This window comes from Thermoleptolyngbya oregonensis NK1-22 (assembly GCF_032705245.1).
Lineage (GTDB): Bacteria > Cyanobacteriota > Cyanobacteriia > Elainellales > Elainellaceae > Thermoleptolyngbya > Thermoleptolyngbya sichuanensis.
This window is the reverse complement of sequence record NZ_CP053540.1, coordinates 1800200-1823268: the sequence shown is the minus strand read 5'-3', so window position 1 is coordinate 1823268 and position 23069 is coordinate 1800200. Positions and strand designations below refer to the sequence as shown.

Sequence of the window (23069 nt, the reverse complement as noted above, 5' to 3'; positions counted from 1 at the left end):
ACCGAATTGACCTAGACACTATCTTTCTATCTTTCAAGTAGTTCAACGAAACGTTCCTGAATTACTAGATTTATTAACTCCTTCTCAGACGGATTAGAAGCATTAGATCTTCTATCGAGAGTGAGGAGTCTGTCATTTTTGCAAATTGCCCTTATCTCCCGGACTCTCCTTTTATAGGAGAAGGGGAGACAAATCGAACATTGCTATGACTTGTTTGGTCTGGAATCGTCGGGTTCGTAAACCATGAGATCACCGGGCTGACACTGGAGCGCTTTGCAGAGAGCGTTCAGGGTCGGTTCGTCAATGCGGGTGAACTGGCGTCGAGTTTTCATGCGAGAAATGGATGTTGGATGCATCCCCAGCATCTCAGCCAATTCATTGTTGCTGATATTCCGTTCAGCCATGATGACTGCTAACCGCCAATGAATCACGCCTTTTACCGCTTTGCCCAAACACACGCTGTCTGCGGTGATGCTATCACTCGGTTTCGTCCGGCACTGCTTTCTTGGCTTTAGAATCTATTTTTATAGCGTTAGCGGTTTACTTTCTGAAAGACTTGCTCTACACTCAGACAAACCTGAAACGCGATCGCCCCTACGGATCTACAACCTGAAGGGCGATCGCCAAGAGGCTGAGGTGTGCTGTCCCAGCGGCTCTAAAGCTGATCTGGCAAATCCAGAATCGTTTTACCAATGGTCTGGAGTAACCGCTCTAGTGCCTTCATCTGCTGCACCGTAAAGGTGGGGACATTTTTCCTGAGTTCCCAGCGGCTCACGGTTTGTCCAGAGATGCCCAAAGCGCGAGCAAAATCTTCTTGACTCATTCCCAACTCTTCCCGGAGTTGTTTTAGGGGTGAAATCTCTGTAGGGGATGGGGGGCCTGGCTTTTTGGGCATGGACGAAAGCTAAACAAATTGTTTAGGCATCTTGACTAGCCTCTTTCTAGACAATATGATTAGTCACATTGCTTAGTTTAAGAGTTCCAGCGTCGCTTTGAGGAAAAGAACTGCCTTTTCCTTCAGTTTGTCATTTCATTAGTCATTTCAATTGACACGCAGAAACAATCTTAGTGAGAAACCATGATGATGAAAAACAAAAACACCGTTCCCGATCTCATTCGTGCGCCTATCCCCGACGCGCCTGCGGATCGGGTCCCCATTCGCCTGCTGATCTGCGGCGCTCCGGCGGGCGTAAACCGGATTGTGCATGAGCTACATGTCCTGCGCTTTGCCCAAGCGGGCGAGTGGAGTCCGCCGCTGCCGTCGCCTGTGGAGGGTGAGGTGATTCGGATTTTGGTGCGGTACTTCAAGCCGGAATGCGACACGCCGGAATGAGACTGGAATGAGAAGCGCGATCGCCCCTCCCAGGCTCCGCCCAATAGTCCCTGCAACCGCAACGGGCGAAAACCTACCCAAATCTTCTTGCAATCTTCAGGGTTTACCCCCTGGAATCCTGATGATCCCCATTGCACACTATTGATGATGTGTGAATGATGTGTGCTGCCTGCTGGAAAAACGCTTTCTACAAACGCTTTCTACAACAGATTTCAAGCCATGATGGGTTTTGAGTTTGGCTAGGAGGCGCAGCATGGCAAGCTCAAGGAGACTCAAGGAGACTCAATAGGAGGCTCAGACTTTTGAATACTCTTCCCTTTTCGGACTCGATGGCTGGGCTAGCGGCAACCAACTTCCGGCATCTCCCCAAGACCGAGCGCGATCGCCTGCTGCGAGGCGAGATTTTGATTACGCCGCATCCCATTGACCTGTGGGGGACGGGCGTGACGGCACAGATACACCTGCCCCTGTCGCCCGACTGCGCCTGGAGCCAGTTGACCCAATATCCCCGCTGGGTAGAGTACTTTCCGGACATCTCCCAGAGCCAGGTCTTGCACGAATGCGCTGAGTCGCGCAGGAAAACGCTGTTTCAGGCGGCCAGCAAGACGTTTCTGATGCTGTCGGTGCAGGTGGAGGTGTATTTGAACGTGATCGAGCGGATGCAGGGCGATCGCCGTCAGATTCGCTTTCAGAAGGAACGGGGCAGTTTTAAGCGCTTTCTGGCGGAGTTGGTGATCGAGCCGCTGGGCTTTGGCACGCTGCTTTCCTATAGCGTTGAGGCCGCGCCCTCGCTCCCCATTCCGGCCCCGCTGATTCAGGAGGCCGTGCGCCTCGATCTGCCGCGCAATATGCAGCAAATGCGGCGGGTGCTGTGTGGCAATGTCCGGGACGGGGCGTTGGGCGATCGCCCGGCCGCCTAGCTCTAGCCCATGTGCTACGTTTGGGAAGTTGGATATGGAACCGTTCCCGCACAGACCCCAATATTCATAGACATCCCTCAACCTTCCTGAACCATGCCCTGGACTCTTCCCAAGATTTTCCCCGCACTGACGGTTTTGAGCGCCCTCGCGCTGCCCAGTCTGGCTCTCCAACCCGGATTTGCAGCCGATCCGCCCTCGCCCCAGCGCAGCAGCGCCTTGCAACGCCTGGGGCAAATGTTTTCGCCGGAAATCCAGTCCACCATTGGAGCCTGTCTGGAGCAGGGCAAGGTCGATGTGGCCGCCGGGCCGACCAGCAGTGGCGCGGTGCGCTGTGGCGATGGGTCAACAACCAGCGTTCCCTATGCTGCCTATGTCGCCACTGTGTCGGACGTGCTGACGGCCAGCAGCCTGGTTGGGTTTCGGGCGGTTTTGCAGTCCAATTCGGGCGTGTCTCCGGAGATGCTGCGGATGTTTGTGAACAGCCCCCAGGGTGGGATCGTGCTGCGTCAGGCCGTGCAAACTGCAATTACCCAGAGCGAACTGCTGCCTGCCACGGCGACCGCATCTACCGACATCCTCACCGATGCCGTCCTGACGCGGCTATTACCCAGCCTGCAAGACCCCACAACGCTCGACACGCTGCTGGGCACCCCAGAGCAATATAGCCAGGTGGTGCGGGAGTTTTGCACGGCTCCGGGCATGTCGGTCGAACAGGCAAAATCGCGCCTGCCGCTGAATGAACTCCAGCTTTATGCCATTTGCATTCAGGAGTCGGGCGTGGCCGATGAAGTGCTGCGGCTTGGCGGCCGATAGGGCTTGGAGGCTGGGCAGACAAGCATGACGGTGGTGTTGACCAATGACGACGGGATTGACGCACCGGGGCTGTTGGCGTTGCAGCGGGCGCTGGATCAGAAGTGCGTAATTGTCGCACCGCAGCAGCCCTATTCAGGCTGTAGCCATCAGGTGACGAGCGATCGCCCAATTTCGGTGGAGAGGCGATCGCCCCACGCCTTTGCCGTCGGCGGCACGCCCGCAGATTGCACCCGTCTTGCCCTGCGGCATCTCTGCCCAGAGGGATCGCTGGTGCTATCGGGGGTGAATGCGGGTGGCAACCTGGGCGCAGATATCTACGTATCGGGGACGGTGGCAGCCGTGCGCGAGGCGGCGCTGCATCGCGTTCCGGGCATCGCCTTTTCGCAATACAAGCGGCGCGGGCTGGAGATCGACTGGGAGATGTCTACACGCCTGGTGCGGCTGGTGCTGGATCGCTTGCTAAACGCTCGCACGCTGCCCGGAACGTTTTGGAACGTGAACCTGCCCCACCTGGAACCGGGCGCACCCGACCCCACGCTGGTATTTTGCCCGCTCTGTACGCAGCCCTTGCCGACGGATTATCGCGTAGAGGGCAACACGTTCATTTACGCAGGCAACTATAACCAGCGCCAGCGCGATACAGGCGCAGATGTGGACGTGTGCTTTGCGGGCAATATCGCCATTACGCAGCTTCGGCTGTGGGAAGGATGATGGCGATTTTAAAATTTAGATTGGCGATTTTGGATTGGGGGCAGGATGCAGGCTAAAAGGCGTAGCACGGCATCGATATGCACCACAAGTGGGCAATTGGGTGAGACGCGCCCTGCAAGAATGTGGGTGGCTATGGCGAAAGCCTGCTATTCAATTCGTACAATGCAGCCAATCTTCTCCAAATCTCCTTTATCCTGGCAAGTAGGAATATACAGATGAATGGCGATTGCTAAAGCTTGAAAAAATACTGACCATAGACATCTACCATGCAGCTTAGAACTTAAGATATGGCTAGAAACTGGGCAATTGTCGTTGGCATTAACCAATACAGCACGTTCCTGAGTCCGTTAAAGTATGCGAAGCAAGATGCTGAGTTAATGTGCAATCTATTCAAAGAATTAGAATTTGATGAAATCTGTCTGTTCACTGAAGATTCTCCGCCTCAGCGCGTAGGATACAAACTCTTGCCCACTTATCCATCCTACGGTCACTTGCATGGATTCTTATTGGAAGTGTTCAAAGAGCCATTTCTCTCTACTGGAGATAACCTATGGTTCTTTTTTGCAGGTCACGGGATGCAATATGCTAATCGAGATTACTTAATGCTAGTTGACACTCATCCCAGCAACGTCGCTGCAACTGGAATTTCGGTCGATTATATTCAAGAACGATTAGTCCGATCCGGTGCTGATAATGTAATTCTTCTTCTAGATGCCTGTCGCAACCAAGGAAACAGGGGCGTAAGCCAAATTAGTCGGGAAGCGAGGCAAGGGGTCATCACAATTTCTTCTTGCAGTCCAATGGAGGTCTCATGGGAAGTTGATGAGCTTCAGCACGGTGTATTTACATATTGTATTGATGAGGCATTGAACCCAAGAAAAGAGAATTTAGAAAAATTGAGATGTGCTACAGTCGAGGGATTAAATAATCACTTGCGTAGACGTGTGCCCTTTGTTTGTGAATGGTACAAGAAGTTTCCAGTACAAAATCCTTTCACAAAGATTGCTCCACTGGAAAAGTCCCATCTCATCTTATTCCCAAAATATGCTCGCTCAGAAGATGTCAAAAAACTTCAGGAAGACGCTCAAGAGGCCTTCTCAAAACGAAATCTAGATTTTGCCGAACAACTCTGTATTCGAGCTAATGAAGCCTCACAAGGCCAAAACGAAAGCGTATTAGATCTTCTTAATCAGATTCAACAAAAGCGTCTGAAAATCAGCAATCTCGCATTACCGCAACTTCCTCTGAGTCAAATCGTAGGGGGATTTAATGAATTGAGAGACAGTCGATCTGCACAGCTTTCCGAATTCAGGAAGCAAGCATCCCAAGCCGTGACAGATCGGCTTCATGATAAATATTTTGGGTTCAGAGGATTTCTAACACCAAAAATTCAATCCGTTGGACGTGCTTTTACAAGCATCTCTACTGTAAATCGCAAAAAAACTCTAGGTTGTCTAGGGTTGATAGGGTTGGGCTTTTTAAGCCTAGCAGTCTTGCGAGATCCATCTAGCAATCACACGCCCTCTCATTCTAGTTATCAAGCTTTAGAGAGTTTTCTCAGATCAGGCAACTGGACTGCGGCCGATCAAGAAACAGTGAATCTGATTTTACAAAATGTTGGGAAGCCGTCTCTTATTTCGTTGGTTCCGGATGATGTAAATCAAGTCCCGTGTGAGGTTTTGAGCGATATCGATCGACTGTGGGTTCAGAACAGCAAAGGCAAGTTTGGGTTTAGCGTCCAAAAAAGAGTGTTTTTAGACATAGAAAAGCTTGCGCCAACGCTAGGTCGAAATACAATCTTATCCGCCTTTAACACGCAAGTCGGCTGGAATTCAAATGAAATTTGGGGTTCAGATTCGCGCCCAATTACTTCAGGAGAACTTCCAACAGGACACTTTCCAAAAACTTCGTTTAGAGTGGGTTTTTCAAGCTTGATCCAAAAGCTTTCTGCTTGTCAGTTTTGAATTGAGGAAATTAGTTTCCCAAGTATCATGCACCCTCTAGCAGTCTGAGTCGATAGTCAACACCGTGGACGGTTTCTTCTTCAGGAAGTTTTGACGATAATTCAGATTTGCTCGATGATGGCAGGACAAATGAGGGCGTGCCTGCTGTAATACAGCAAATCCGCGGAGCTTGGGCATTGAGGGGGTGAGGCGGATGGGCGATCGCCCGCTGATCGCCCCCTAGAAGATTAGCCGTGCCTTCATCAGTTCCCCTTAGCCCTCGGCCTCGTTGCTGACAAATTCGGGCTGTTCGCCCTGAGCGGCTTCCAGTGCAGCTTTTAGCGTATGCCAGGAGAGGTTCGCGCACTTGATCCGCACGGGAAACTGGGCAACGCCCTGCATGACGTTGAGCTTGCGGAGATCGGCGGGAAACTCGGCCTCACCGCGCATCATGGCTTGAAACTTTTGCACCATCTCCAGCGCTTCGTCCGTGGTCTTGCCGCGCAGCGCTTCGGCCATCAGATCGGCCGAGGCCATGGAAATCGCGCAGCCTTCCCCTTCAAATTTCACGTCTGAAATGCGCTTCACCGAAGGATCACCCTGCGGATCGTCCTCCAGGTGGAGCGTGAGTTCGATCGTATCGCCGCAAGACGGATTGTGCCCCTTTTGGTAGCGGTCAATAGGGTCGGTTTTGCCCTTATGGCGTGGCTTTTTGTAGCGCTCTAGGATGACCTGCTGGTAGAGATCGCGCAGATTGTCGAGAGACATGGTTCGTTAGGTAAAGATACGCAGCCAAGTCGATCCTAGCGAAATTCTGCGCCAATACTGTGCCTGAAGTTCCCTGCGGAGGGATCGCCCGTGAGGAACTATCCGTGAAGGCCCATGAAGGACTGCCTGCGAAGGTCTGCTCCAATGCTCTAGGCGACCGACATCGAGCAGTTTTCGCTCTGATAGACCAGGTAGTGAACCGCAGAAAGCAGGTCGCTGTGCAGACGGGTGGGTTCAAACTTTTTCAGGTAGGACTGACTGCGAATGCCACAGGTAAGGGCAATTGTGGCAATGCCCGCAGCCTGGCCGGCGATCACGTCTGCCTCGGTGTCGCCCACCATCCAAGCCGTGGAGCCGCTGCCCATCGTGGCGATCGCCTCTGCCAATAGCCCCGTCTTGTGTTCTGCCTGGTTTGCGTAGGCCGCGCCCGCATCCTGCATTCCCCAAATGCCATTGAACAGGTCGAGCAGGCCGTGGCTTTCCAAAACTTGCGTTGCCTGGTCGCGGCAGCGCAGCGTCACCAGCACCAGCCGCGCCCCCTGTGCCCGCAGCAGCGACAGTGCCCACCGCGCCCCCGGCTGGAGGGTGTCTTTTTGCAGCAGGTCGGGACGGTTCACAATTTCTACCACGCGCTTGAGGAACACCTCGATCTGGTCGCCCCGCAGCCCCGATCGCAGGGCAATTTCTACATCGGGCACGCGGTTTTGCTTCATGTCCCAAAACTGTGCCTTGCTGAGGCGATGCACAGGCACCGTAATGCCGCGAGTTTGATACAAGGTTTGCACATCTGACAGACCCAGGAGATACGTTTCGTAGTAGCGGTCGGAAACGTCGATGATGGGGCCGTCAAAGTCGCAGAAGAGAGTAAGTCCAGAGAGCGATCGCATTGCGAAGAGTCCTTGAATGGAGGTCAAGCGCCCAGATTGGGTGACCCGTTGGGCAACCATAAGTATGAAGGAGTCTATGTTTTCTTTAACTTTTTCTTTACAGTAACAGTCAAAATTATAAGTCGTCAATCGAAGAATCCCTGAAGAATATCAGATTTGCTTATGATTTTAGTCCGTCCTGGAGATGAAACGCCCTGTCTGGGGTTCTACACTGCCTCATCCTAGCGAAGGAGTCATCTCTGTCGCGTACTGCTTATGGGTGAGTCAGGACTTCTGTTTCTTGTTGAGCGTCTGTAATCCATGCCTGCATACTCGGCAGCGCCCACACGGCATCGGCATAGGCTTGGCATACCGGATCAAGCACCACTCCATAGGTGACAAAGCGCGATACCACCGGGGCATACATTGCATCGGCAATGCCAAAGCCACCAAACAGAAACTCACCCCCGCTGCCGTAGGTGCTGCGGCATTCGCGCCACAGGGATGTGATGCGGTCGATATCAGCCTGCACGCCGGGAGCGCGGCCTTTGCCTGGATAGCGCGATCGCACGTCCATCGGCATATGAGTCCGCAGTTTGGCAAAGCCAGCGTGCATTTCGTGGCTTACCGCACGGGCGATCGCCCTCACCTGAGGATCGGCGGGATACCAAGGGCGATCAGGAAACAGTTCTGCAACATACTCACAAATCGCCAGCGATTCCCAAATGACCCAATCACCCTGCCGCAGCGCAGGAACTCGCCGAGATGGGGAGTAGCGCTCGATCTGCGCGTGAAACTCTGGCGTATCTAGCGGTAGCCGAATTTCGGTAAAGGGCACGGCCATCTGGTGCATCGCCAGCCACGGCCGCAAAGACCAAGAGGAGTAGTTTTTGTTGCCGATGATGAGCGTGAGGGGAAGCATGGGCAAACAGGAGCAAAAGGATTTATCTGTACAGAAATGAAGCAAGCAATAAAGCAGGCTTAGTTTCAAAAAATCCGGTTGGAGCGGGCTATGCTGCTGTAGTAGATTAGCGTTGCAGCGTAAGGATTGAGCGGGTTATGCGGGATTGGGGCTGGGGATGGGGAAGTGTGGCGCTATGCAGTTTAGCAATTCTGGGCAATGCCAGTGCGGGGGCTTGGGCGCAGGCTCGTCCGGTGCCGTCGGGGGCGATTCCCGCAGGGATTGCTTCGCGAATCGCCCAAGGACTGCCCGCCTGCCTGCCGCCCCAGTCTAGCGAAACGCTGGTGATGGTGCTAAATCAGACCCCCAACACGCTGGAGCAACTGCGGTCTGTCGTACCGCGCAACGCCAGCCTGACGGTTTGCGATTATTTGGGGCTAAACGTCACCCGCATTGGCGGCTTTGCTACGCCTGCTCTGGCCCGCGACTGGGCGGATTACCTGAATCGAGCGTTTGGCTATCGTGCCTTTACCACCGTCGCCACCGCGCCCAACCCCACGCCGCAGCCAGGCCCCATCAGCTACGCCGTGCTGGTGAACCATTACAATCGCCCGGATTTGCTGGATCAGGTGCAGCAGGTCACGGGTCGCCGCGTCACGGTTGTCACCTACGACCAGCGCCCGCATCTGCTGGTAACCAGCACCAACGATTGGGCGATCGCCGCTGGATTGTTACGAGACTTGAGCGATCGCGGCTTTGTCACCCTGATTGTCGATGGTCGCCAAATTGCAGGACTCCGGCCGGTCGGCGGATAGCCTCAACTCTCTTCAGTGGCGTTATCAGTTAGTGGAGTTACGATTAGGGGCGCTGTAAATGCAATTGCTGGAAACCCTGCAAATACTTGACAGGCAGTCCAAAATCGCAAATCCAGAATCCAAAATCGCCAATCCAAGATCAAGAACCAACAGGATTCAATAGGCTTTTGCCGCCAGCCAGGAGACTACAACGCCCAGGGCACAGCCCGCAATCACCTGAACGGGCGTGTGTCCTAGCAGTTCCTTGAGCCGCTCCTCGTGAAATTCGGCATCTTCAAAAAACTCGCCCACGATTTTGTTCAGCACGCGGGCCTGCTTGCCTGCCGCCTGCCGCACCCCTGCCGCGTCGTACATGACGATAATGGCAAACACCACCGCTACTGCAAACTCAGGACTCTCCCAGCCAGAAGATTGCCCCACGCCACAGGCGAGCGCCGTGACGAATGCAGAATGGGCGCTGGGCATTCCGCCCGTGTTGACAACCGTGCGAAAGCTGACCTTGCCGTTACGGGCCAGTTCCACGATGAGCTTCAGCACTTGAGCAATGAGGCAGGCCGCCACTGCAACCCACAGCACGACGTTTTGAAAGACCTGACCAAAATCCTGCATGAGGTTGCTCCCCCTAGTGCGTTCGGGCAGTGATATAGTCGGCGATCGCCAAAAGCGGCTGGGCACGAGTGCCATAGGGAGACAGTTCTGCCTTGGCGCTGGCGATCAGTTGCGCCGCCTGCCGCTTCGATTCTTCAATGCCCCAAAAACTGGGATAAGTTGCCTTTTGAGCCTGTACGTCTTTGCCAACAGATTTCCCCAATTCCTCTGGCGTAGCGGTCAAATCCAGCACGTCATCCACGATCTGGAACGCCAGCCCAATATCTTGCGAATATCTAGATAGTCGCTGCTGATCTTCTGCCGAAGCGCCTGCCAGGATCGCCCCACAGACGACCGATGCTTCTAGCAGCGCCCCGGTCTTGTGGCGATGAATCCAGGTCAGCGTTTCCAGGGTTACGTCCGGCTTCCCTTCCGACTCCAGATCTACAACCTGTCCGCCCACCAGACCCGCCGCGCCGACCGCCCGACTGAGGTGAACAATCACCTGAAGCGTGCGATCGCTCGGCACGCCCGTCGTTTTTGCGGCAATGTATTCAAATGCATAGGTCAACAGCCCATCGCCCGCCAGAATCGCGATGTCCTCGCCGTAAACCTTATGATTCGTGAGTTTGCCCCGGCGATAGTCGTCGTTGTCCATCGCAGGCAGATCATCGTGAATCAGCGACATGGTATGAATCATCTCCAGCGCACAGGCCGTCGGCAGCGCCATTTCCACCGTGCCGCCCAACATCTCGCAAGTCGCCAGGCACAAAATCGGCCGCAGCCGCTTGCCTCCCGCCATCAGGGAATAGCGCATCGACTCGTAGATCGTTTCGGGATAGACCACCGGAAGGGATTGATCCAGCGCCGCTTCTACGATCGCCTGTCGTTCTGCCAAATAACCCGATAAATCAAAAACTTGAGTCGCCACCATGCCAATTTCCTGGAATTCTGCCCTTAGTCAGGGTGATAAATTGGCCAATCTTCGGCCAACTGAACGGATCTAGCACATTAACCTAGACGCAATCCAATGTACCCCGGATGAGGGTCGGAATGTACAGATTAGGGGACAAGGATTAGGGGTCAGGGTTTCCGTCCGTCACCCCGCTACTCTCCTTAAATAGCTCCACACCGTATTTGCCATCAGCATCGTTACGGTCATCGGCCCAACGCCGCCGGGGACGGGCGTGATCCAGGAGGCCACGTCTTTGACCGATGCAAAGTCTACGTCGCCCACCAAACGTCCGCCGCCGTCGTCGGTGATGCGGTTGATGCCCACATCAATCACAGCAGCCCCAGGTTTGACCATATCGGCAGTGATCAGGTTGGGGCGGCCCACGGCGGCAACCAGGATATCGGCAGAGCGGGCAACAGCAGGCAGGTCGGGGGTGCGAGAATGGGCCATCGTGACGGTGGCATCTTGGGCTAGCAGCATTAGGCCGAGGGGCTTGCCGACCAGGATGCTGCGCCCGATGACGACGGCATGTTTGCCCCTGGGGTCGATGTGATATTCCTCCAGCAGTTTCATCACGCCTGCGGGGGTGCAGCTTTGTAGCCCCACTTCGCCGCGCACCAAGCGCCCCAGGTTCATGGGGTGCAGCCCGTCGGCATCTTTGTCGGGGTGAATTTGGTTGAGCAGAGCGACGGAATCCAGGTGATCGGGCAGGGGAAGCTGCACCAGGATGCCGTCTACACGATCATCGTGGTTGAGTTCGTCGATGACCTGCGACAGCTCTGCCTGAGTCGTATCGGCGGGAAAATGCTTGCCCAGGGACACCATGCCCAGTTTCTCGCAGGCGCGTTCTTTGTTGCGGACGTAGGCAGCGCTGGCGGGGTTGTCGCCCACCATGAGGACGGCTAGACCGGGCGATCGCCCTCCTGCCGCTTTGATCTTTGCGATTTGCTGCGCCAGGTCTGTCTGAAGTTTTTGAGCCAGCGCCTTGCCATCCAAAATGTCCGCCATACGCACCAGGGGAGATGAAGAGCAAGCTTGATTTTAATCCGGGGTGGGCGTTGCGTGGGATTTTGGGGTGGGGATTTTAGATTTTGGATTTTAGATTTGGAATTTTGGATTTAGACCCTGGATTGGGTTTGGGGCTGGACAAGCTTGCAGGTTGACCCGCTGCTCAGAAGGCTGATGCTTGGAAACTGGGCAGGTGCAGGAAGCCTAAACCAGCGTGGGAATTACGCCTGTTTCTTCCATTTGGGCAGCGGCAACTTGCAGGTAGTCGAGGAAGGTGGAGGCGACGACCGAAAGCTGCTTGCCCGACAGGTGGACGACGTACCACTTACGGGGAATTGGGAAACCTTCGACATCGAAGGCCATCAGTTCGCCCATCGAGCCGTCATGAGCGATGGTGTGCGACGACAGAACTGCCAGCCCCAGCCCTCCGGCGATCGCCTGCTTAATGGCCTCGTTGCTGCCCAGTTCTAGCCGCACCCGAACCGACAGGTCGTGGTCATCCAGCAACTTCTGAAAAGCGCGGCGTGTGCCCGATCCCGGCTCCCGCATGATAAAGGTTTCTTCTGCCAGCCGCTCTAGGGAAATGTTCTTTTCTTTTGCCAGGGGATGGGTTTTGGGGCCAATCACCACCAGCGGGTTATCCAAAAACGGGTGGGCCACGATGTCCAGATTTTCCGGCAATTGGCTCATCACGTAGAGGTCGTCCTGGTTGTTGCCTAGGCGCTCGATCACGCGCTCGTGGTTGGTGACCGTGAGGGAAATATCGACACCGGGATACTTTTGACAAAAGGGGCCGAGCAGGCGCGGCAGAAAGTATTTTGCCGTCGTGATGACCGCCAGCCGCAGCCGGCCCTGCTTCATGCCTTTCAGGTCGGCAATGCTCATTTCCAACTGTTCCAGCTTGCCAAAAATCTCCTGACAGGTGGAAAATAGCTCCCGTCCTGCATCGGTCAAAAACAGTCGTTTGCCGACTTGCTCGAACAGGGGCAGGCCGATTGCCTTTGTTAGCTGCTTTACCTGCATAGACACGGTGGGCTGGGTCAGAAATAGCTCCTCCGCCGCCCGCGTAAAGCTGCCGTGCCGGGCCGTTGCCTCAAAGACCTTGAGCTGATGCAGCGTCGCGTGAATCACAAGAGCCTCCTCGTAAAGAAAGCGCGGTCAAGAGCGCAGATGAAGGGATACGTCGATAGGACAAGATCATTCCGAATTCTTATAGACTCTAGTCTATTACAAGGTTGCCAAGAAAAGTATTTTTTCTATGGATTTCTGCGCTGGCTTCAGGCTGTGACTGGAACGATCGACTGGCGCGGCTCAAATTGTTAAATTCGTCACACTTTGTCAATATTTCCAACGTTCTGCGTCTACCGCCGATTTTTCTTGGAAGACTAGAAAGGAAGAAGCCCGGTTGAGCTAGGGATCTGGGCAGGGTTCGGCGCTGAGCAAGCGGCTGGAAGGGGGCGATCGCCCTGTCACCAAATCGCAACAAGTTGAGACAATTCCGTCGGGCCTTGCAAAATCAGCACGTTAGAGTTGAGAAGGTTAAGGCGCTTGCGCGTCCGCTCCTTGCAGTGAGAGGAGGTTTAGTCATGGGAATCGCTACAGTAAACCCGGCGACTGGCGAAACGCTACAAACATTTGACGCACTGACCGATGGGGCGATCGCCCGCGCCATCGACGCAGCCCAACACACGTTCGAGTCTTATCGCCACACCCCCTTGGCCCAACGGGCCCAGTGGCTCTACGCCGCTGCCGAAATTCTAGAACAGGAAAAAGCAGAATTTGGCAAATTAATGACCCTGGAAATGGGCAAGCCCATCGGCCCGTCGATTGCCGAAGTGGAAAAATCCGCCTGGGTCTGCCGCTTTTATGCCGAAAACGCCGAGAAATTCCTCGCGCCCGTGCCCATCGAAACCGATGCCAGCCGCAGCTACGTCATGTATCAGCCGCTGGGGATTGTGCTGGCGGTGATGCCGTGGAATTTTCCCTTCTGGCAGGTGTTTCGGTTTGCTGCGCCAGCCCTGATGGCGGGCAACGTCGGTCTGCTGAAACATGCCTCCAACGTGCCCCAGTCGGCCCTGGCAATTCAGGACATTCTGGAACGGGGCGGTTTTCCCAAAGGGGCCTTTCAAACGCTGCTGATTGGCGCGGATAAGGTAGCGCAAATCGTCGCGGACGATCGCATCAAGGCCGCCACGCTGACGGGCAGCGAACCCGCCGGAGCCAGCCTCGCCTCTACTGCGGGAAAGTATCTCAAGAAAACCGTGCTAGAACTGGGCGGCAGCGATCCGTTCGTCGTCATGGCCAGCGCTGATCTAGACGTAGCCGTGTCTACTGCCGTGACGGCCCGCATGATTAACAATGGTCAGTCCTGCATTGCAGCCAAGCGCTTTATCGTGCAAGAGGCGATCGCCGATGCGTTCCTCAATGCCTTAGTCGAGAAATACAAAGCCCTGAAAATCGGCAATCCGCTCTTGCCCGAAACCCAGATTGGGCCGCTGGCCACGCCTGCCATTTTGCACGAAGTTCACCACCAGGTAGAAGCCTGCATCGAGGCGGGCGGCAGGGTGCTGGTCGGCGGCGACCCGGATGACGTGCCCACCAAAGCTGATGCCAAACTGAGCCAGGGCAATTTTTACCCGCCGACGATTATCGTCGATGTGCCGCCCGATGCCCCCATTGCCCAGGAAGAAATCTTTGGCCCCGTCGCCACGGTCTTCCGCGTGCCCGACCTGGATGCCGCCATTCGTCTGGCCAACAGCACCTCCTTTGGGCTGGGCGCGAGCGCCTGGACGCAAATTCCCGAAGAGGGCGATCGCCTCATCGCAGAACTGGAAGCGGGCAGCGTCTTCCTCAACGGCATGGTGAAATCGGACCCGCGCCTCCCCTTCGGCGGCATCAAGCGCTCCGGCTATGGCCGCGAACTGGGCCGCGAAGGCATTCTGGAATTCGTCAACGTCAAAACCGTCTGGGTTAAGTAAGGGGACGAATTAGTTCTCTAAGTTCTCTTCAGTTCTCTAATTCTCTAAGTTCGCTCGAGTTCTCTAAATACCCACACGCTAAATACCCACCCGCCCAGTAACACGCCTCATAGCCTTTTTCTGATTCGCATCCGCACCTAGTCCCTCCAATTACCAACCTACAGGAAACCTTGTATGACCCCTCGCATGACCTCTCTCAACACCGCCGAACTGCTCGTGAAATGTCTGGAAAACGAAGGTGTGGAATACATCTTTGGTTTGCCAGGTGAGGAAAACCTGCATGTCTTGGAGGCGCTGAAGCATTCGTCAATCCGCTTCATCACCACGCGACATGAGCAAGGCGCGGCGTTTATGGCGGATGTGTATGGGCGGCTGACGGGCAAAGCGGGCGTGTGTTTGTCTACGCTGGGGCCCGGCGCAACGAACCTGATGACGGGCGTAGCGGATGCCAATCTAGACCGTGCGCCGCTGGTGGCTATTACCGGGCAAGTGGGTACGGATCGGATGCATATTGAATCGCATCAGTATCTCGATCTGGTCGCCATGTTTTCACCCGTCACGAAATGGAACGCGCAAATCGTGCGGCCGAGCATTACCCCAGAAATTGTCCGCAAGGCGTTCAAGATTGCACAAAGCGAAAAACCCGGTGCCGTACACATTGATCTCCCGGAAAATATCGCGGCAATGACGGTGGAGGGAACGCCACTGCGAAAAGAGGCGATCGAAAAAGTGTATGCGTCGTTCAACAGCATTGAACGGGCAGCCGCTGCCATTTCGCAAGCCCAGAATCCCATCATCCTGGTGGGGAATGGCGCAATTCGCTCCCATGCCAGTGATGCGGTGACCCACTTTGCGCGATCGCTCAATATTCCCGTCGCCAATACCTTTATGGGCAAGGGCGTGATTCCCTACACCGATCGCCTGGCCCTGTGGACGGTGGGCTTGCAGCAGCGTGACTTCATTAGCTGCGGATTTGACAATACTGACCTGGTGATTGCCATCGGCTACGACCTGATCGAGTATTCGCCCAAGCGCTGGAATCCGACGGGAGAGATCCCGATTATTCACATCAACGCCACCCCTGCGGAAATCGACAGCAGCTATATTCCCCTGGCAGAAGTGATTGGCGATATCTCCGATTCGCTGGAAGAGATCCTGCGGCGGAGCGATCGCCAAGACAAGCCGGAACCCTACGCCATTCACCTGCGAAAAGACATTCTGGCCGACTATGAGGAACACGCCAAGGACGATAGCTTTCCCGTCAAGCCACAAAAGCTGATCCACGATTTGCGAACGGTGATGGGGCCAGAAGATATCGTCATTTCGGACGTAGGAGCGCACAAGATGTGGATGGCGAGACACTATCACTGCGATCGCCCCAACACCTGCATTATCTCCAACGGTTTCGCAGCAATGGGGATTGCCATACCAGGGGCGATCGCCGCCAAGCTGGTCGCCCCAAACCGCAAGGTGGTCGCTGTGACGGGGGATGGCGGCTTCATGATGAACAATCAGGAGCTAGAAACCGCGCTCCGCATCGGTACGCCGTTCGTCACCATTATCTTCAACGATGGCGGCTACGGGCTGATCGAATGGAAGCAGCACAACCACTTCGGCGAGTCGGCGTTTATCAAGTTTACCAATCCCGACTTTGTGAAACTGGCGGAAAGTATGGGGCTGAAAGGCTATCGTATCTCCGCCACTACCGACTTTATCCCCACGCTCAAGGAAGCCCTAGCGCAGGACGTACCTGCCATCATCGATTGCCCCATCGACTATAGCGAAAACCTCCGCTTTAGCCAGCGGGCCGGCGATCTGACTTGCGCGATTTAGCGCGATTTACGCACGTGCCTTTGCGAATCAATTAGCTCGTAAATGATCGCCCCAGTCCCAGCTTGGCCAGCAGCTTGCGGTAGGTAATAGAGCTTTTGTCGCCCGCGATGTGGACTTCATCTGCCAGGTTAATCGGCAAATCCTCAGGCCAGAGTTCCTCGACAATTTCCTTATCTTCGCCAAAAACCTGGTGGTTGAAGGCCAGCGTTTCTTCCAGAGGCGCGTCTTTATCAAAGTTGCGGCAGAGGGGCGAAAATACGCGGGTCTTGCGGGCTGAAATGGGACTGGCCGCATTCAGAATATGCAGCATTCCGTTGGGGAAGGTGACCGAGAGCTTGACCGTGAACGGCAGCCAGGCCTGAAACAGCCGCCGCCACTGAAACCCTGGCGGGCTGAGGTGTTTGTAGCCGTGGGGCAGATTGCTGACGGAACTCACGTAGTCCGCCGTAAATCCGCCCTCGGTGAAGGTGATGGGATAGTCGGGCACTTCAGGATTATCCCGCTCCCCAAAGGAGTCTTTGTGGACAAAGGCAAAGTGGCTGACATCCAGAAAGCCCTCGATCTGGCGACCCGCCGCCGCATCTAGATAAACCGAATCGGGAATGATCTGGATGTAGTCGGGGTCATCCCACGCATCAAATTCGGGAAAGGGAACCGGGCCATTGTCCACCAGCCGTACCCAGATCAGTCCGTACTGCTCTCGCACCGGGTAGGTCGTGAGGCGGAGACGCTTGGGAATTGCGGCATCAGGGGCAGCCGGAATGCAGACGCATTGGCCGTCCTGGGTATACCGAACGCCGTGGTAGGCGCAGACCAGTTCGCCATCTTCAACCCAGCCCATGCTGAGGGGAGCGCCGCGATGCAGGCAGAGGTCTTTTGCCGCCATTACGCCGCCGTCGCCCGCCCGGTAAAGCACCAGCCGCTCGTCGAGCAGGCGCACCCCCACGGGCTTATCGGTAACATCGTGGGCAAAGGCAACGGGATACCAGAATGGGGCGAGCGCTTCCCAGTCAGAAGGGCTGAAGGTGCAATCCCGAGGCAGGGTAAACGTAGCTGTCATAGGAATTTGCAGGAAAACCTGTAGGTGCGTGAGCGGTCAACGTCCTAGTCAGTCCGCTGATGCTAAGACGGACAGACGGCTGAGAACTGTATCCCCCTCTACTACAGGCAAGCCCTTTCCCCAGGCGATAAGTTTTTAGTATTGAAAAGTCAGAAGTATGGTTCGCAGCTTGCAGGCGGCACTCGCGGGAAACCAGTCCACGCGCCAGTTCAGAAGTATGGTTCGCAGCTTGCAGGCGGCACTTGCGGGAAACCAGTCCACTGCGTCAGTTCCGGCGTTAGTGCTGCCTTGGGCAATCTAGTTCAGCGCTACTTCAGCAGCAGATCGTCTAGCTCTGCGTAGTCGGGCAGGGTTGTGTCGATGGGTTTGCCCTGGCGCAATACCGTGCGATCGCCCTGGGGACGGGCCAGCAGTTCGCTGAAGTAGCGAGCCGCGCAGAGAATCAGATCGGCGGGTAGCCCTGGCGCAATGCGGCCCACGGTGGGCAGGCCCATCAGGTCGGCCGGTGTGGTCGTCACGACCCGGCTCCAGTCGCCATAGGGCGCATCGAGCTGGGCAATCCGCACGCCCTGGGTGAACACCTCCAGCCCGTCGTGGTCGCCAAAGCCATAGAACGGATCGCGGCAGTTGTCGCTGGCGATCGCCACCGGAACGCCCGCATGTTTCAGTTCGTGCAGCAGCGTAATGCCGCGCCAGCGGGGGGTGCGGGTGGGTGTCTGTCGCAGGGCGGGTGGGTGAGCGCCTGGAGGAGACGAAGCCGCCGCCTGACTCCTGAGGGCCGAGCGCTGATTCCGGTCTTGCAGATACAGATTGCACATGGGCAGGCTGACCACGCCGATGCGGGCAGCTTTCACCAGGTCGATGGTTTTCTGGGCTTCGTCGTCAGACTGCACGGCCAGGCTGCAACAGTGGCCGCAGACAATCTGCCCGCGAAAATCGTGGCGCAGGGCGGCCTCGGCCACATAGCGCAGGGTAATGTCGTTGGGGTCGCCGCTTTCGTCGGTGTGTAGGTCGATGTCGAGGCCCCGGTCAATGGCCAGGGTAAATAGGCGATCAAGCTGGGCTTCCAAATGGGGGCCCATTTCCGTTACGCCGCCCAGAATGCCGCCCATCTCGGCAACTAGATCGGCCAAGATTTCGCCCTCTGGAGTTTGGTAATAGTCCAGTGTTACCAGGGAAACGGCTTTTAGCGCGAGGCGATCGCTCCAGTCTTGCTGAAGCGCATTAAACACGCTCCAACTCACCGCTGCTTGGTCGCCAAAGGAGTCTATATGGGTGCGGAGGGCAGTCGTGCCGTGGGCATAGCTGCACTTTAGCCCAAACTCCATGCGGCGATAGACATCCTCTGCATCCCAGTGTTTGCTGGCATCTGCGCGGATCGTCTCCAGCGCTTCCTCAAAGGTTGCAGAATAGTTGGGCGATCGCCCCCAAACGTGCCCCTTGTCCAGATGCGTATGCAAATCGACCAGCCCAGCCCACACCATGCCGCCCTTCAGATCAACCGTCGGCACGGGTTCTGCTGCTGCCTCACCCGCCGCATCCGCACTGGGGCGAATCCTGCGAATTGTGCCATCCAAAATTTCTAGATCCACCCGCGCCAGGTTATCCTGCGCCAGAATGCCCCCCGTCTCAGGCAACACCAGCGCATCAGGCAGCAGCGGCCGGGGCACATGGGCGTTGCACAGCCAGTAGTGCGGTTCATTCAGGCGGGCGAAATCGAGTTGCGGCATAGTGTAGGAATTGGAAATCGGGGATTCAGGTTGGCACTTTGCAAACCTACCTCAGATCGTGAGCCAAAATCACGAATCCAAAATCCCAAATTAGACGGAGGAGCGGGGTGAAATGATCGACTTTACAGAACTCCAGCCCTATCTGGATGACCAGGGCCGGGTGACGCGCTGGCCGTCCAAGCGCAATCGAGCGCGGGTGCAAACGCTGGTGCTGTGGTATCTGGCTGAAAAATTCGCTGCGGGCAAAACCTACACCGAACGCGAGGTCAACCAGCTCCTCAATGAATATCACACGTTCTGCGATCCGGCTCTACTCCGCCGCGAACTGTTTGAACATGGTCTGCTCCAGCGGGAACGAAACGGCTCTGCCTACTGGCTGCCGCCCAAGGAATCAGCTTAATTTTCTCGGCGGACGGCGCTTTCGTGCCAGTGGCGCAGGAGACGGTCGGAGAGCATCGTCAGCAAGACAAAAATCAGGATGCCCAGCACGGTGGTCAGCAAGAGGGCGGCAAACATGCGGGGAATCTGGAGGTTGAAGCTGGAGATCAGGATTTGGTAGGCCAGCCCAGAACTGGTGCCGCCTGTGCCCGCGACGAATTCCGCCACGACTGCGCCGATCAGCGCCAGCCCGCCGCTAATTCGCAAGCCGCCCAGGAAATAGGGCAGGGCGCTGGGCAGCCGCAGGTAGCGCAGGGTTTGCCAGCGGGAAGCGCGATAAAGCTGGAACAGGTTGATCAGGTTATGGTCGGCGCTGTTGAGGCCCAGAGTTGTGTTGGACAGGATGGGGAAAAAGGCCACCAGCCAGGCGCAGATGACCAGCGATACGAAGGTGGACGCAGTGCCCGGAACCAACTGCCGCACCCAGAGGATGATCAGGGGGGCGATCGCCACAATCGGGGTCGTCTGCAAAATCACCGCGTAGGGAAAGAAACTGCGCTCGATCCACTTGCTCTGGGTAAACAGCACAGAAACCAGCAGACCCGACACCACCGCCGCCAGGAAGGCAAACAGCGTGATTTTCATCGTGATCAGCAGCGAGGGGAACAGCGTCCCCCACTCTCGCACCAGCGTTTGCAGCACCAGAATCGGCCCCGGCAGGATGTAGGGCGGTGTGTTGGTCAGGCGCACACCAATTTCCCACAGCGCCAACATCAACAGGCCCACGAGAATCGGAGCCAGGATATCGGGCGAGAGCAGGCGTTGCAGTTGGGACGGTTGACCAGCCTCCGAGGATGGGGCAGAGGCTTCGGGCTGGCGAGATACGTCAAACAGATTGGCCATCGGAATGCTGCCTTAGGAAATCGGGTTGGCGCGAAATCAGGTTGGCGCGAAATCAGGTTGGCGCTATGCAGGCTGGTTTACGACGCTGGCGGAAACGCTGTCGCTGGGGTGCAATGCAGTCGTCTGCCCAGCGGCGCGAGACAGGCTGTTGGAAATGTCGCGGCAGTAGTCGTTAAACAATGGTGTGGTGCGAAACTCCTCAGTGCGGGGGTAGGAAGCGGCGATCGCCACATCCGCCACCACGCGCCCCGGACGCGCCGCCATCACCACCACACGGTTCGACAGGTACACCGCTTCGTAAATATTGTGGGTGACAAACACCACCGTCCACTGCTTTTGCCCCCAGAGGTTCAGCAGGTCGCTGTTGAGCTTGCTGCGAGTCATTTCGTCCAGCGCCCCAAAGGGTTCGTCCATCAGCAAGATTTCTGGCTTTGTCACCAGGGCGCGGGCGATGGAGACGCGCATCCGCATCCCGCCGGAGAGTTCTCGCGGGTAGGCCTTTTCAAAGCCTTGCAGCGCAACGAGGGCGATCGCCTCCTGCACCGCCTCCCGCGCCGCGCTCTTCGACAGGCCCGCCAGTTTCAGCGGCAGCGCCACGTTGTCTTCCACCGTCGCCCAAGGCATCAGCGCCGCCTCTTGAAAGACGTAGGCCAACTTCCGCTGAGAACTGCCGCCCCAATACAGGTTGCCCGAACTCATCTTGCCCAGCCCTGCCACCATCCGCAGCACGGTGCTTTTGCCGCAGCCCGACGGGCCTAACAGGCTGACAAACTGCCCCTCATGCACCGTCAGGTCGAGGTTGTGCAGCGCCACCGTGCCATTGGAGTAGACTTTGCTGACATCGCTGAGCGTAAACGCCGCTGGGGTGTTCATGCGATGGGGTTCCTTAAAACTAGTGGAATAAGACTAGTTGCGTAAGCCTAGTTCGGCAGCGGGGCAGCGGAACTAGTTGCGCCAGTTCCGCTACCCCGGCTGCGCTCCATTTACACCGTACTCGACTTAGACCTTATATGCATCCGGGCCTTTGTTGACAAATTGGAGCGTGTAGGCCTGGGTATAGTCGGTTTCCGGCTTAAACACCCCTTCTGCTGCCATCGTGTCATAGAAGGATTTCCAGCGTTCCTCGGTCATTGCGCCGATGCCTTTCACCTGGGCATCGCCCGAATCGACAATACCGTATTCCTTCATCTTCTCGATGCCATAGGCGATTTGCTCGTCGGTCATCTCCGGGTTGTCTTTCTTGATGAGCTCGTTACCCGGCGATGGATCGCCATAGAGATAGCTGTACCAGCCCTTGATGGAAGCATCCACAAACCGCTGCACCAAGTCGGGGTTGCTCTCGACCAGTTCACGCTTGCACTCGATGGTTGTGGAATATGGTTCGTAGCCGTAGTCCGCAATCAAAAATACGACGGGGTCGAAGCCGCCTTCTTTTTTAATCGCCAGCGGCTCGGAACTGAGATAGCCCTGCTGCGCGGTTTGCTTGTCTTGCAAAAATGGACCGGGGTTGAAGTTGTAGGGTCGCTTCTGGTCGTCGGTGAACCCAAACTTGGCTCTCAAAAATGGCCAGTAGGTCACGTTTGCGGAGGAGGAGACGAAAATGGGGCGACCCTTCAGGTCTTCGAGCGAGTCGGCCGTACCAGGGTGTGCCATCAGGATTTGCGGGTCCTTTTGGAAGATGGCGGCGACGGTGACTTTGGGAATGCCCTCTTCGACGGCCTTGATGGCATCGGCGGCGTAGCCCATGAAAAAGTCGATCGCGCCGCCCATGAGCAACTGCGTGCCGTTGACTTGGGGCCCGCCCATGCTAATGGTCACGTCCAGCCCTGCGTCTTTGTATAAGCCCGTGGCAACCGCCTGATAGAAGCCGCCGTGTTCTGCCTGGGCGTACCAGTTGGTGCCATAGGTGATTTTGGTTAGCTCACCGGACGCAGGGCTAGCACCAGCCGCAGGACTGGCCGGTGCTTCGGTCGAGGTTGGCGCTTGAGACGCGCAGGCTGCGACGAGGCCCGTGCCAGCGGCGATCGCCCCATATTGTAAAAACTTGCGTCGTTTCAGGGGCGATCGCCCCGACGGATACCACAACTGACTCATCCAACTCACCTCATTGCTAACAAAATTGAGCAAACAAAAACAGAATGCCCGATGCAGGCGTGCTGTTGCAGGCGTGCTGTAAAGACCTGTATCGCCTCTGTAGTTTCTGAATACGTAGTTTCTGCATACTCCGAAAAGCGACCCTGGTTCTAAAGATATTCAGCCCTCTAGACAGTGTTTTCAAACTCTCTGAACCGTTAATTGCCCTGAGTCGATCCCCCTAAATCCCCCTTGTTAAGGGGAACCTCCGGTGCGGCTCGGCCCGGCTTCCCTCCTTAACAAGGGGGACTTCCGGTGCGGCTCGGCCCGGTTCCCCCCTTAACAAGGAGGGCTAAGGGGGAATCAAAAGGCTCTAAAACACGCCTCAGAGCCAGGGTCTTTACAAATCCCAATATTTGACCCTACTAGAACGCATCACCCTGGATTGTAGTTTGAGATACGAGAGATGAGGGTGCCGCAGTGCAAAAATCGT

The 23069-nt window shown here is 56.2% G+C and carries 23 protein-coding genes; 9 read left to right on the top strand and 14 right to left on the bottom strand.

Annotated elements, in window-relative coordinates:
• Positions 1-203: 203 nt before the first annotated feature.
• Together HNI00_RS22095 and HNI00_RS07885 are read right to left on the bottom strand one after the other, a co-directional pair.
• Entirely contained in the window at positions 204-365 is a 162-nt protein-coding gene (locus tag HNI00_RS22095; RefSeq protein WP_420156327.1) for a helix-turn-helix domain-containing protein, read from the bottom strand.
• A gap of 290 nt (positions 366-655) precedes the next feature.
• The gene (locus tag HNI00_RS07885; protein ID WP_255548888.1) at positions 656-823 is read right to left on the bottom strand and encodes a helix-turn-helix domain-containing protein; all 168 of its coding nucleotides are present in this window, start codon (positions 821-823) and stop codon (positions 656-658) included.
• 255 nt (positions 824-1078) lie between these two features.
• Here HNI00_RS07885 and HNI00_RS07880 point away from each other — a divergent pair, with 255 nt between their 5' ends.
• From HNI00_RS07880 to HNI00_RS07860, 5 genes are all read left to right on the top strand, one after another.
• Positions 1079-1333: a hypothetical protein gene (locus HNI00_RS07880; RefSeq protein WP_316792239.1), complete on the top strand. Its 255-nt coding sequence runs from the start codon at positions 1079-1081 to the stop codon at positions 1331-1333.
• Between the two features lie 302 nt (positions 1334-1635).
• Entirely contained in the window at positions 1636-2253 is a 618-nt protein-coding gene (locus HNI00_RS07875; protein WP_316792238.1) for an SRPBCC family protein, read from the top strand.
• A gap of 93 nt (positions 2254-2346) precedes the next feature.
• Positions 2347-3066, top strand: coding sequence for a hypothetical protein (locus HNI00_RS07870; RefSeq protein WP_316792236.1), 720 nt, complete (start codon positions 2347-2349; stop codon positions 3064-3066).
• Positions 3067-3090: 24 nt separating this feature from the next.
• Positions 3091-3777, top strand: a complete 687-nt coding sequence (gene surE / locus HNI00_RS07865; protein ID WP_297082538.1) for a 5'/3'-nucleotidase SurE — start codon at positions 3091-3093, stop codon at positions 3775-3777.
• A gap of 287 nt (positions 3778-4064) precedes the next feature.
• Positions 4065-5741: a GUN4 domain-containing protein gene (locus tag HNI00_RS07860; protein ID WP_316792232.1), complete on the top strand. Its 1677-nt coding sequence runs from the start codon at positions 4065-4067 to the stop codon at positions 5739-5741.
• Between the two features lie 252 nt (positions 5742-5993).
• Here HNI00_RS07860 and sufU read toward each other — a convergent pair whose 3' ends face one another.
• The 3 genes from sufU to HNI00_RS07845 form a co-directional block, all read right to left on the bottom strand.
• The gene (gene sufU, locus HNI00_RS07855) at positions 5994-6488 is read right to left on the bottom strand and encodes a Fe-S cluster assembly sulfur transfer protein SufU (protein ID WP_316792229.1); all 495 of its coding nucleotides are present in this window, start codon (positions 6486-6488) and stop codon (positions 5994-5996) included.
• A gap of 149 nt (positions 6489-6637) precedes the next feature.
• Positions 6638-7435: an HAD family hydrolase gene (locus tag HNI00_RS07850; RefSeq protein WP_316792227.1), complete on the bottom strand. Its 798-nt coding sequence runs from the start codon at positions 7433-7435 to the stop codon at positions 6638-6640.
• A 193-nt stretch (positions 7436-7628) separates the two neighbouring features.
• Entirely contained in the window at positions 7629-8276 is a 648-nt protein-coding gene (locus tag HNI00_RS07845) for a glutathione S-transferase family protein (protein WP_316792225.1), read from the bottom strand.
• Positions 8277-8413: 137 nt separating this feature from the next.
• Between HNI00_RS07845 and HNI00_RS07840 the strand changes: the two genes are divergently transcribed.
• Entirely contained in the window at positions 8414-9070 is a 657-nt protein-coding gene (locus tag HNI00_RS07840) for a hypothetical protein (RefSeq protein WP_316792223.1), read from the top strand.
• Positions 9071-9226: 156 nt separating this feature from the next.
• Here HNI00_RS07840 and HNI00_RS07835 read toward each other — a convergent pair whose 3' ends face one another.
• The 4 genes from HNI00_RS07835 to HNI00_RS07820 form a co-directional block, all read right to left on the bottom strand.
• Positions 9227-9679 (bottom strand): divergent PAP2 family protein, encoded by a 453-nt coding sequence (locus tag HNI00_RS07835; RefSeq protein WP_172353389.1) that lies wholly within the window; start codon positions 9677-9679, stop codon positions 9227-9229.
• 13 nt (positions 9680-9692) lie between these two features.
• Complete coding sequence (gene crtE, locus HNI00_RS07830; protein WP_316792220.1) at positions 9693-10592, bottom strand: geranylgeranyl diphosphate synthase CrtE; 900 nt, start codon at positions 10590-10592, stop codon at positions 9693-9695.
• A gap of 165 nt (positions 10593-10757) precedes the next feature.
• Positions 10758-11621, bottom strand: a complete 864-nt coding sequence (gene folD, locus HNI00_RS07825; RefSeq protein ID WP_316792218.1) for a bifunctional methylenetetrahydrofolate dehydrogenase/methenyltetrahydrofolate cyclohydrolase FolD — start codon at positions 11619-11621, stop codon at positions 10758-10760.
• Between the two features lie 204 nt (positions 11622-11825).
• Positions 11826-12752, bottom strand: coding sequence for a LysR family transcriptional regulator (locus HNI00_RS07820; protein WP_172353386.1), 927 nt, complete (start codon positions 12750-12752; stop codon positions 11826-11828).
• A 455-nt stretch (positions 12753-13207) separates the two neighbouring features.
• Between HNI00_RS07820 and HNI00_RS07815 the strand changes: the two genes are divergently transcribed.
• Positions 13208-14599 (top strand): NAD-dependent succinate-semialdehyde dehydrogenase, encoded by a 1392-nt coding sequence (locus HNI00_RS07815; RefSeq protein WP_316792216.1) that lies wholly within the window; start codon positions 13208-13210, stop codon positions 14597-14599.
• 186 nt (positions 14600-14785) lie between these two features.
• On the top strand, positions 14786-16432 hold the full coding sequence (locus HNI00_RS07810; RefSeq protein ID WP_367279222.1) for an acetolactate synthase large subunit: 1647 nt from the start codon (positions 14786-14788) through the stop codon (positions 16430-16432).
• A gap of 31 nt (positions 16433-16463) precedes the next feature.
• On the opposite strand, the gene HNI00_RS07805 is transcribed toward HNI00_RS07810, so the two are convergent.
• Entirely contained in the window at positions 16464-17492 is a 1029-nt protein-coding gene (locus tag HNI00_RS07805) for an aromatic ring-hydroxylating dioxygenase subunit alpha (RefSeq protein WP_316792212.1), read from the bottom strand.
• Positions 17493-17800: 308 nt separating this feature from the next.
• Complete coding sequence (locus HNI00_RS07800) at positions 17801-19222, bottom strand: cytosine deaminase (RefSeq protein WP_316792211.1); 1422 nt, start codon at positions 19220-19222, stop codon at positions 17801-17803.
• Positions 19223-19334: 112 nt separating this feature from the next.
• Here HNI00_RS07800 and HNI00_RS07795 point away from each other — a divergent pair, with 112 nt between their 5' ends.
• Positions 19335-19622: a DUF2087 domain-containing protein gene (locus HNI00_RS07795; RefSeq protein ID WP_316792209.1), complete on the top strand. Its 288-nt coding sequence runs from the start codon at positions 19335-19337 to the stop codon at positions 19620-19622.
• Here HNI00_RS07795 and HNI00_RS07790 read toward each other — a convergent pair.
• The 3 genes from HNI00_RS07790 to HNI00_RS07780 all read right to left on the bottom strand — a co-directional run bounded on the left by HNI00_RS07790 (position 19619) and on the right by HNI00_RS07780 (position 22597).
• A complete protein-coding gene (locus HNI00_RS07790; RefSeq protein WP_367185695.1) occupies positions 19619-20374 on the bottom strand; it encodes an ABC transporter permease in 756 nt (251 codons plus the stop codon). The two genes, HNI00_RS07795 and HNI00_RS07790, sit on opposite strands and share 4 nt — an antisense overlap.
• A 192-nt stretch (positions 20375-20566) precedes the next feature.
• Positions 20567-21376 carry an ABC transporter ATP-binding protein gene (locus tag HNI00_RS07785; protein WP_316792205.1) on the bottom strand — a complete coding sequence of 270 codons (810 nt, stop codon included), beginning with the start codon at positions 21374-21376 and terminating at the stop codon, positions 20567-20569.
• A gap of 126 nt (positions 21377-21502) precedes the next feature.
• The gene (locus HNI00_RS07780; RefSeq protein WP_316792203.1) at positions 21503-22597 is read right to left on the bottom strand and encodes an ABC transporter substrate-binding protein; all 1095 of its coding nucleotides are present in this window, start codon (positions 22595-22597) and stop codon (positions 21503-21505) included.
• Positions 22598-23069: the final 472 nt, after the last annotated feature.